The organism is Streptomyces sp. SID5643 (genome assembly GCF_009872555.1).
Lineage (GTDB): Bacteria > Actinomycetota > Actinomycetes > Streptomycetales > Streptomycetaceae > Streptomyces > Streptomyces iakyrus.
The window spans coordinates 1-11,349 of record NZ_WWIC01000242.1; the positions used below are offsets into that span (position 1 = coordinate 1).

Annotated in this window: 2 protein-coding genes; both read left to right on the forward strand. The window is 73.1% G+C overall.

From position 1 onward, the window contains the following. Window positions 1-10,872 (forward strand): non-ribosomal peptide synthetase, encoded by a 10,872-nt coding sequence (locus GTY56_RS26785; protein ID WP_346345594.1) that lies wholly within the window; start codon window positions 1-3, stop codon window positions 10,870-10,872. Then, window positions 10,869-11,349, forward strand: a 481-nt coding sequence (locus tag GTY56_RS26790) for a condensation domain-containing protein (RefSeq protein ID WP_161367876.1), incomplete at its 3' end; no start/stop codon positions are given. The genes GTY56_RS26785 and GTY56_RS26790, both read left to right, overlap by 4 nt.

Below are 11,349 nucleotides of genomic sequence, written 5' to 3' on the forward strand. Positions count from 1 at the left end.
GTGGCCGCGTATCTGTCGGAGCACCGGATCGACTACCTCAAGGCGGTGCCTTCGCATCTGGCGGCACTGTCCGCTGCTGGTGGTCTGGAAGGCGTTCTGCCGGCGAAGTCGCTGGTGCTGGGCGGCGAGGCCGCCTCGGCGCCGTGGGTGCGGGAGCTGCTCGCGGCGGCGGGAGAGCGTGGTGTGTTCAACCACTACGGTCCGACCGAGGCGACCATCGGTGTCGCGACCACGCGCCTGAGTACGGACCTGGCTGCCGATGGTGTCGTGCCGGTCGGTGCACCGATCGCCAACACCCGTTTCTACGTACTGGATGCGTGGCTGCGGCCCGTTCCGGCCGGTGTGGTCGGTGAGCTGTATGTGGCCGGTGCCGGGCTCGCGCGCGGGTACGTGGGGCGGGCCGGGCTGACCGCCGAGCGCTTCGTGGCCTGCCCGTATGTGCCCGGAGCCCGTATGTACCGCACGGGCGACCGGGCCAAGTGGACCACGGACGGTGAGGTCGTCTTCGCGGGCCGGGCGGACGACCAGGTCAAGATCCGCGGCTTCCGCGTCGAGCCGGGCGAGGTACAGGCCGCCGTCGCCGCACATCCGGGCGTTGCCCAGGCCGCGGTGGTGGTGCGCGAGGACAGCCCGGGTGACCGGCGTCTGGTCGCCTACGTCGTGCCCGTCGACGCGGGCGGGGAGCCGGCCGCAGCCGTACGGGCGTTCGCCGCCGGGCGCCTGCCCGAGCACATGGTGCCGTCGGCCGTGGTGGTGCTGGACGCGCTGCCGCTGACCGGGAACGGGAAACTGGACCGGGGGGCGCTTCCCGCGCCGGAGTACACCGGGGGGAGCGGCCGGGGCCCGGCCAACGCCCGGGAGGAGATCCTGTGCGCGGCGTTCGCCGAGGTCCTCGGTGTGGAGGGCGTCGGCGTCGACGACAACTTCTTCGCACTCGGCGGGCACTCGCTGATGGCTGTGCGACTGGTGGAGTCGCTGCGTGCCCAGGGCGTGCCGGTGTCGGTGCGGGCGTTGTTCGACACCCCGACCGTGGCCGGCCTGGCCGACGCGGCCGGTGCGCGGCAGGTGGTGGTGCCGGAGAACCTGATTCCGGCGGGTGCGACGGTGATCACTCCGCAGATGCTGCCGCTGGTGGATCTGACGGCCGAGGAGATCGAGCGGATCGTCGCGAGCGTGCCGGGCGGTGCGGGCAATGTGGCGGACGTGTATCCGCTGGCGCCCTTGCAGGAGGGCTTCCTCTTCCATCACCTGCTGGCGGACGGCGGTGAGGACGCCTATGTGCTGCCGGCGGTGCTGGAGTTCGACTCCCGGGCGCGGCTCGACGCCTTTCTCGACGCGTTGCAACGGGTGGTGGACCGGCACGACATCTACCGCACCTCCCTCGCGTGGGAAGGGCTGTCCGAGCCGGTACAGGTGGTGTGGCGGCACGCCGCACTGCCCATCGAGGAAGTGGTGGCGGCCCGGCACGGCAGCGACCCGGTGGCCGAGCTGGTGGCGGCCGGCGGCCTGTCGATGGACCTCGGCAGGGCGCCGCTGATCAACATCCACGTCGCGGAGGCCCCGGACAGCGGCCGATGGCTGGCGCTGCTGCGGGGACATCATCTGGTGCGGGACGGCGCCGGGCTCGAAGTACTGCTCGGTGAGGTGGAGACGCTGCTGGCCGGGCGGGAGGACGAGCTGCCGCAGCCGGTGCCGTACCGGAACTACGTGGCACAGGCACGGGGCGGGGTGGAGCGCTCCGAGCACGAGCGGTACTTCACCGAGCTGCTCGGAGACGTCGAGGAGCCGACGACCCCCTTCGGACTGGTGGACGTGCGTGGCGACGGCGCAGGTTCGGTGCGGGCGCAGGTCGCGTTCGCGCCGGAGCTGAACGCACGGCTGCGCGATGCCGCACGCCGTGCGGGGGTGAGTCCCGCGACGCTGATGCACGTGGCGTGGGCGCGTGTCCTGGCCGCGGTGTCCGGCCGTGAGGACGTGGTCTTCGGCACCGTCCTGTCCGGGCGGATGAACTCCGGGGAGGGCGCCTACCGCGTTCCCGGCCCGTTCATCAACACGCTGCCGGTGCGGTTCCGGGTCGACGGCGGCGACGGCGTCGATGTCCTGGCGGCGGTGTCGGCGATGCGGAGCCAACTCGCGGAGCTGATGGAACACGAGCACGCACCGCTGGCCCTCGCGCAAAGGGCCGGCGGGGTGACCGGTGACGCACCCCTGTTCACCTCGCTCATCAACTACCGGCGCAACTCGGGCCAGGACCAGGACGAGCGCTGGGACGGGGCGATGGAGGGCACCAGGCTGGTGTCCGCCCACGAGCGCACCAACTTCCCCCTGAGCGTCTCGATCGCCGACGACGGCCGGTCGATCAGCCTGTTCGTGGACGCCGTGGCGCCCGTGGACCCGTCGGCGGTGGGCGTGATGGTGCGTACCGCCGCGGAGGGTCTGGTGGCGGCACTGGAGACCGCGCTCGACGGAGGGCCGCGGCCCGCGCTGGGTTCGGTGGACGTGCTGGACGAGGCGGAGCGCCGGCGGATGCTGGTGGACTGGAACGACACGGCGGCCGAGGTCGCGGACCGTACCCTGCCGCAGCTGTTCGCCGAGCACGCCGCACGCAGGCCGGAAGAGGCCGCGGTGACGTTCGCGGGCACCACTCTGTCGTACGGGGAGCTGGACGCGCGGGCGAACCGGCTGGCACGGCACCTGGCGGGCCTGGGCGTGGGCACGGAGTCGCTGGTGGCGCTGTGCCTGCCGCGCGGAATCGACCTGGTGACGGCGATCGTCGCGGTGTGGAAGGCGGGCGGCGCGTATGTGCCGCTGGATCCGGAGTACCCCGCGGAGCGGATCGAGTACGGGATCCAGGACGCCGCACCGGCCGTGGTGCTCACCACGGTGGCGGCCGCCGGTGCGGTGCCCGCCGGTGTGGCCCGGGTCGTCGTGGACGACCCGGCGACGCTCCGGGAGCTGGCCGGGCTCGAGGCCACGCCGCCCACGGTGGCCGTGGCCCCCGCGGCACTGGCGTACGTGATCTACACGTCCGGTTCGACGGGCCGCCCGAAGGGCGTGGCGGTTTCGCACGGGTCGCTGGCCAATCTGGTGTCGGTCTTCGGCACGATGATGGAAGTCGGCCCCGGTGTCGGACTGTTGCAGTTCGCCTCCTTCACCTTCGACGCCTCGGTGCTGGACGTGGCGGTGACTCTGGGACGCGGGGGCACGCTGGTGGTGGCCGACGCGGCGGAGCGTACGGACCCCGCGCTGCTGAGGGCGCTGGTGGAGTCGGCCGGGGTGCGCTCGGCCCTCGTGCTGCCGTCGCTGATGGCGGTGCTGGAGCGCGAGGACCTGGCGGCGGTCAAAGCGATGCTGGTGGGTGCGGAGCCGATCGAACCGGCGCTCGCACGGGCGTGGGCACAGGGCCGCAGGCTGACCCATGTGTACGGGCCGACCGAGGCGACGGTGATCGCGGCGGCCGGGCCGGTGGACGCGGACGGCACGGGTCCGCTGCCGATCGGCGGTCCGATCGCCAACACCGGGCTGTTCGTCCTGGACCGTTCGCTGCGGCCGGTCCCGGTGGGCGTGCCGGGCGAGCTGTACATCGCCGGCGCGAACGTGGCCCGGGGCTATGTGCGGCGCCCGGCGCTGACCGCGGAGCGGTTCGTGGCCTGCCCGTTCGTACCCGGTACGCGGATGTACCGCACGGGTGACCTCGCGTGGTGGACGGCGGACGGCCAACTGGTCTTCGCGGGACGCGCCGACGAGCAGGTGAAGATCCGGGGGTTCCGGATCGAGCCCGGCGAAGTGCAGTCGGCGGTGGTCGCGCACCCGGAGGTCGCGCAGGCGGCGGTGGTCGCACGCGAGGACACCCCGGGACAGACACGTCTGGTGGCCTACGTCGTGCCCACGGAAGGGACCACCGGCGAAGCGGCCGCACAGGAGCGTCTGCCCGCGTCGGTGCTCGCCTTCGTGGCCGGGCGCCTGCCGGAGTACATGGTGCCCTCGGCGGTCGTGGTGCTGGAGAAGCTCCCCCTGACGGTGAGCGGCAAGCTGGACCGCAAGGCCCTGCCCGCCCCGGAGTACGCCACCGGAACCGGCCGGGGTCCGGCCACCGCGCGCGAGGAGGTCCTGTGCGCCGCGTTCGCCGAGATCCTCGGTCTGGACGCGGTAGGGGTCGACGACGACTTCTTCCGGCTGGGCGGACATTCGCTCCTCGCGGTGCGGCTGGTGGAGCTGCTGCGCACCCGCGGCGTGTCGGTGTCGGTGCGTGCCCTGTTCGAGGCGCCGACACCGGCGGGCCTCGCGGTGTCGGCGGGCGCCCAGCGGGTGGAGGTGCCGGAGAACCTCATTCCCGAGGGTGCGACGGTGATCACGCCCGAGATGCTGCCGCTGGTGGAGCTTTCGGCCGCCGAGGTGGAGCGGATCGTCGCCGGGGTGGAGGGCGGCGCGGCGAACGTGGCGGACGTGTACCCGCTCGCGCCGTTGCAGGAAGGCCTGCTCTTCCACCACCTGCTGGCCGACGGCGGCGAGGACGCGTACGTCATGCCGACCGTCCTCGAATTCGCCTCCCGCGCCCGGCTGGAGGCGTTCACGGACGCGTTGCAGCGGGTGATGGACCGGCACCACATCTTCCGCACCTCCTTCGTGTGGGAGGGGCTGTCGGAGCCGGTGCAGGTGGTGTGGCGGCGGGCGCCGCTCCCGGTGGTGGAGGTGCGTGTGGATCCGCACGGCGCGGATCCGGTGGAGGAGCTGGTGGCGGCCGGTGGTCTGACGATGGACCTGAGCCGGGCGCCGCTGCTGCACGTGCACGTGGCGGACCTGGGCGACGGCCGGTGGCTGGGGCTGGTCCGTGCCCACCACATGATCCAGGACCACGTCGGGCTGGAGGTCCTGCTCGAGGAGGTCGAGGCGTTCCTGGCGGGCCACGGCGACCGGCTGCCCGCACCGCGGGCGTTCCGGGACTACGTGGCGCAGGCGCGCGGCGGGGTCGCACGAGCCGAACACGAGGCCTACTTCGCGCGGCTGCTGGCGGACGTGAGCGAGCCGACGGCACCGTACGGACTGCTGGACGTACGCGGGGACGGCGCGGACGTGGTCCACGGGGTGGAGCGGTTGTCCCCCGAGGTGCACGCCCGCCTCCAGGCTGTGTCCCGACGCCTCGGCGTCAGCGCGGCGACGGTACTGCACGTGGTGTGGGCACGGCTGCTGGCAGCGGTGAGCGGCCGGGACGACGTGGTCTTCGGCACGATCCTGCTCGGGCGGATGAACGCGGGCGCGGGCGCGGACCGGGTAGCGGGTCCGTTCATCAACATGCTGCCGGTGCGGATGCGGACGGGCGACGCGGGCGTACGCGCGGCGGTGGCGGCGATGCGCGGCCAGCTGGCCGGCCTGCTGGAACACGAGCACGCGCCGCTGTGGCTCGCGCAGCAGGCCAGCGGAGTGTCCGGCGACACGCCGCTGTTCACGGCGACGCTGAACTACCGGCACGTCAACGACCGGAGCGAACAGAGCACGCTCGAAGGCATCCGGCTGCTGCTGACACGCGACCGCTCCAACTACCCGCTCGCCCTGTCGGTCGACGACGACGGGACCGGGCTCGGATTCGTCGTGGCGGCGGTGTCCGGGATCGACGCGGAGGCGGTGCTCGGTCTGCTGCGCACCACCGTGGACAACGTGGTGGGCGCGCTGGAGACGGCGCTCGACGGCGGAGACGACGTGCCGTTGGGTGCGGTGGACGTGCTGGGGGAGGGGGAGCGGGAACGGGTCCTGGTGGCGTGGAACGACACCACGACCGGGGCCGGGAGCACGTTGGTGCCGGAGCTGTTCGAGGCGCGGGTCGCCTCGGCACCGGACGCGGTGGCGGTCGTGGCCGGTGCCGTGGAGGTGTCGTACGCGGAGCTCGACGAGCGGGCGAACCGGCTGGCGCACCACCTGCGGGGCCTGGGCGCGGGCCCCGAGTCGCTCGTCGCGGTCTGTCTGCCGCGGGGTGTCGAGATGATGGTGGCCGTGCTCGCGGCGTGGAAGGCGGGAGCCGGATACGTACCGGTGGATCCCGAGTATCCGGCGGAACGGATCGCGTTCGTGCTGCGGGACAGCGGCGCGGTGCTGCTGGTGACGGACGAGGAGACGGGCGAGGAGCTGCCGGCCGGCCGGGTGCGGATGGTCGCGGTGGACGACCCGCTGACGCGGATGCAGCTGGCGGCGGCGCCCGGGACGGCACCGGGAGTGTCTGCGTCGGCGCAGCAGCTGGCGTATGTGATCTATACCTCGGGCTCGTCGGGGCGGCCGAAGGGCGTGGCCGTGACACACGGAGGGCTGGCGAACTACGCGGCGTGGGCGTCCGAGAAGTACGCGGCCGGGGACGGTGGCGCGCCGCTGCACTCGTCGCTGGCGTTCGACCTGACGGTGACGAGCGTCGTGGTTCCCCTGCTGACCGGGGGCGCGGTGCGGGCCGGCCGCGAGGGCGGTGCGGAAGGCCTCGCCGACCTGCTTCGCGCACATCGCGGCTTCGACCTGGCGAAGGTCGTGCCGGCGCACCTGCCGGTGCTGGCCGAGATGCTGCCGCAGGCGCCGGGGGCGGCGCGGACCTGGGTGGTGGGCGGTGAGGCGCTGCCCGGCGCGGTGGTACGCGACTGGCTGGCGCGGGCCCCGGAGTCGGTGGTCGTGAACGAGTACGGCCCGACGGAGGCGGTCGTCGGCTGCTCCGTGTTCGAGGTACGGGCCGGCGACGAGGTGGGCGAGTCGGTGCCGATCGGCCGGCCGGTCGCGAACATGCGGCTGTACGTGCTGGACGCCCGGCTCAATCCGGTGCCCGTGGGAGTCACGGGAGAGCTGTATCTGGCCGGGGCGCAGCTGGCTCGTGGCTACGTGGGGCGCCCCGGGCTCACGGCGGAGCGTTTCGTGGCGTGTCCGTACGGCGGCGCGCCCGGCGAGCGGATGTACCGGACGGGAGACGTGGCCCGGTGGAACGCGCAGGGGCAGCTGGAGTTCGACGGCCGGGCGGATGAGCAGATCAAGATCCGCGGCTACCGGGTGGAGCCCGGCGAGACGCAGGCGGTGATCGCCGCGCATCCGCAGGTGGGCCGGGCGGCGGTGATCGCCCGCGAGGACAGCCCGGGAGAGGTACGCCTGGTGGCGTACGTCGTGCCCGAGGACCAGGAGTCCGACGGACCCGGCGGGAACGACGGATTGTCCGAGGCGGTACGGGAGTTCACCGCGGGGCGGCTGCCCGGCTACATGGTGCCCTCGGCGGTGGTGGTCCTCGACGCGCTGCCGTTGACGATCAACGGGAAGCTCGACCGCGGAGCCCTGCCGGCGCCCGACACGTCGGGAACCACCGGGGCGGGCCGCGGCCCCGCCACGATCGAGGAAGAGGTGCTGTGCGCCGCGTTCGCCGAGGTCCTCGGCCTGGAGGCGGTCGGGGTCGACGACGACTTCTTCGCTCTCGGCGGGCACTCGCTGCTCGCCGTCCAGCTGGTGGAGCTGCTGCGTGCCCAGGGCGTGTCGGTGTCGGTGCGTGCGCTGTTCGACACACCGACGGTCGCCAGCCTCGCGAAGTCGGCGGGAACGGAGCGGGCCGACGTCCCGGAGAACCTCATTCCCGGGGGTGCGACGGTGATCACGCCCGAGATGCTGCCGCTGGTGGAGCTCTCGGCTGCCGAGGTGGAGCGGATCGTCGCCACCGTCCCGGGCGGCGCGGCGAACGTGGCGGACGTGTACCCGCTCGCGCCGTTGCAGGAAGGCCTGCTCTTCCACCATCTGCTGGCCGAGGGCGGCGAGGACGCGTATCTCCAGCCCACGGTGCTGGAGTTCGACTCCCGCGCCCGGCTGGACGCCTTCCTCGACGCCCTGCGCCATGTGATGGACCGGCACGACATCCTGCGCACCGCGATCGTGTGGGAAGGGCTGTCGGAGCCGGTGCAGGTGGTGTGGCGGCGGGCGCAGCTTCCGGTGACGGAGGTGCGTCTCGACCCGCACGGCGGGGATCCGGTGGAGGAGCTGGTGGCGGCCGGTGGTCCGACGATGGACCTGAGCCGGGCGCCACTGATGGACGTCCACGTGGCGGACCTCGCGGACGGCCGGTGCCTTGCCCTGATCCGCGCGCACCACATGATCCAGGACCACAGGGGCCGGGAGGTGCTGCTGGCGGAGGTACGCGCGTTCCTCACCGGGCGTGAGGCCGCACTGCCGCAGCCGCTGCCGTTCCGGAACTTCGTGGCCATGGCACGCGGCGGGACGGACCGCTCCGAGCACGAGCGGTACTTCACCGAACTGCTGGGCGACGTGATCGAACCGACGGCGCCGTACGGGCTGGTGGACGTACACGGTGACGACATGGACGTGCGGCGGGACCGGACTTCGCTGGCGTCCGGGCTGAACGGGCGGCTGCGGGAGGTCTCCCGGCGCCTCGGCGTGAGCACGGCGACGGTGCTCCACGTGGCCTGGGCCCGCGCCCTGGCGGCGGTGTCCGGCCGTGACGACGTGGTCTTCGGCACCGTGCTGTTCGGGCGGATGAACGCCGGGGCGGGATCGGAGCGGGTACCGGGCCCGTACATGAACACGCTGCCCGTACGGATGCGTGTGGACGGCACCGGCGTGGTGGCGGCGGTCGCGGCGATGCGCGGGCGGCTCGCGGGCCTGATGGAGCACGAGCACGCCCCGCTCGCCGTGGCCCAGCAGGCCGCCGTGGAACTGCGCGGCGACACACCGCTGTTCACGTCGATCCTGAACTACCGGCACGGCACGCCCGGCGGCCGGGACGACGAGATGGAGGGAACACGGCTGCTGTTCGCCCGGGACCGCACCAACTACCCCCTCACGGTTTCGCTCGACGATCGCGGTGACGCGATCGGCGTGGGCGTGGACGCGGTGGCCCCGGTCGACCCGCGTGCGGTGGGCGCGCTGGTGCGTACCGCCGCGGAGAACCTGGTGACCGCACTGGAAACAGCCCTGGACGGCGCTCCCGAGCTGCCGCTGAACGCGGTGGACGTGCTCGGCGCACAGGACCGTCACCGGATCCTGTCGGAGTGGAACGACACCGCCGCCCCGGTGGCGGCCTCGACGCTGCCGGAGCTGTTCGAAGCGCAGGCGTCCCGGGCGCCCGACGCGGTGGCCGTCGTCGCCGACGGCACAGCGGTGTCGTACGCGGAGCTGGACGCGCGAGCGAACCGCCTGGCCCGCCTGCTGGCCGGCCGGGGCGTCGGTCCCGAGTCGCTCGTCGGAGTGTGCCTGGACCGTGGCGCCGACACGGTGGTGGCACTGCTGGGCGTGCTCAAGGCGGGGGGCGCGTATCTGCCCGTCGACCCGGAGTATCCGGCCGAGCGGATCGCGTTCGTGCTCCAGGACGCCGCGCCGGTGGTGGTGCTCACGTCGGCCGCCAGGGCGGACGTGCTGCCCGACGGCGTGGCACGGGTCGTGCTGGACGACCCGGCGACGGACCGGACCCTGGAGAGCCTGGACGGCACCGTGCCGACCGCCGGTGAGCGGGGAGTGGTGCGGCCGGAGAACCCGGCCTACGTGATCTACACCTCTGGTTCGACCGGCCGGCCCAAGGGCGTGGCGGTGACCCACCGCAACGTCACGGGGCTGTTCGCCCAGACCCGGAGGCTGTTCGAGTTCGGGCCGGACGACGTGTGGAGCTGGTTCCACTCGTTCGCCTTCGACTTCTCGGTGTGGGAGCTGTGGGGAGCGCTGCTCCACGGCGGCCGTGTCGTGGTGGTGCCGTTCGAGGTTTCCCGGTCGCCGGAGAAGTTCCTGGCGCTGCTGGAACGCGAGCGGGTCACGATGCTCAGCCAAACGCCGTCGGCCTTCTACCAGCTGCTGGCGGAGGAGGAGCGGCGTCCGGCAGCGGTCGCGGCGCTGCGCGCGGTGGTGTTCGGCGGTGAGGCACTGGATCCGGGGCGGCTCGAAGGATGGTGGGCGCGCCACGGGGACGGCGGCCCGCGGCTGGTGAACATGTACGGCATCACCGAGACCACCGTGCACGTCACCTTCCGGGAACTGGGCGCGCGTGGCGGCCCGGCGGGCAGCGTGATCGGCCGGGGAATCCCGGGGCTGGGCGTGTTCGTGCTGGACGAGCGGCTGGCACCGGTGCCGGTGGGAGTACCGGGCGAGCTGTACGTGGCCGGCGGACAGCTGGCCCGGGGGTACCTGGGCCGGCCGGGCCTGTCGGCGGAGCGGTTCGTGGCCTGCCCGTACCTGCCGGGCGAGCGCATGTACCGGACCGGTGACCGGGCGCGGTGGACCGGGGACGGGCAACTCGTCTTCGCGGGCCGGGCGGACGACCAGGTGAAGATCCGCGGGTTCCGTATCGAACCGGGCGAGGTCCAGGCGCTGCTGGCCGGACATCCGCTGGTGGCGCAGGCCGCGGTGGTCGCCCGCGAGGACAGCCCCGGGGATGTGCGACTGGTGGCCTATGTGGTGCCCGCCGGGGACGGCACGGTACTGCCGGAGGCGGCGGTGCGGGCGTTCGCGGCCGAGCGGCTTCCCGGGTACATGGTGCCGTCGGCGGTGGTGGTGCTCGATGCCCTGCCGTTGACGGCTAACGGCAAGCTCGACCGCAGGGCTCTGCCCGCCCCGGACTACGCGGGCATGGCGGGTAGCGGCCGGGAGCCGGCCGACGAGCGGGAAGAGCTCCTGTGCGCCGCGTTCGCGCACGTTCTCGGCCTGGAGCGGGTGGGAGTCGATGACGACTTCTTCGCCCTCGGCGGGCATTCACTGCTCGCCACCCGGCTGCTCAGCCGTGTTCGAACGGTGCTGGGCGTCGAGGTTTCGCTGCGGAAGCTGTACGAGGTACGGACGGTGGCCGGGCTCGCACGGCTGCGGTCCGGAACACAACAACCAGCACGGCCGACGTTGCGGCCGATGCGCCGTCAGGAGGAGTCCCGATGATCCCGTTGTCCTTCGCGCAGCGCCGGCTGTGGTTCATCGGTCAGCTGGAAGGCCCCGCCGCCGCCTACAACATCCCCGTCGTGCTGCGGCTGTCGGGCCGCCTGGACACCGCGGCCCTGAACGCCGCGCTACGGGACGTGATCGAGCGGCACGAGGTGCTGCGCACCGTCTTCCCGGCATCGGCCGGCGAGCCGCACCAGCAGGTCCTGGACCTCGCCGAGGTGGCGTGGGAGTTGCAGGTGGAACAGGTGGCACCGGACGCGCTGGACGCCGCCGTCGCCGAGGCGAAGAGCTACGTGTTCGACCTCTCCTCCGAAGTGCCCATCCGGGCCCGGCTGTTCGACACCGGGGCGCAGGAGTACGTCCTGGTCGTGGTGGTCCACCACATCGCGGGTGACGGCTGGTCGCTGGCCCCGCTGGCGCGGGACGTCTCGGTGGCGTACGCGGCGCGGTGCGCGGGGCGGGCCCCGGAGTGGG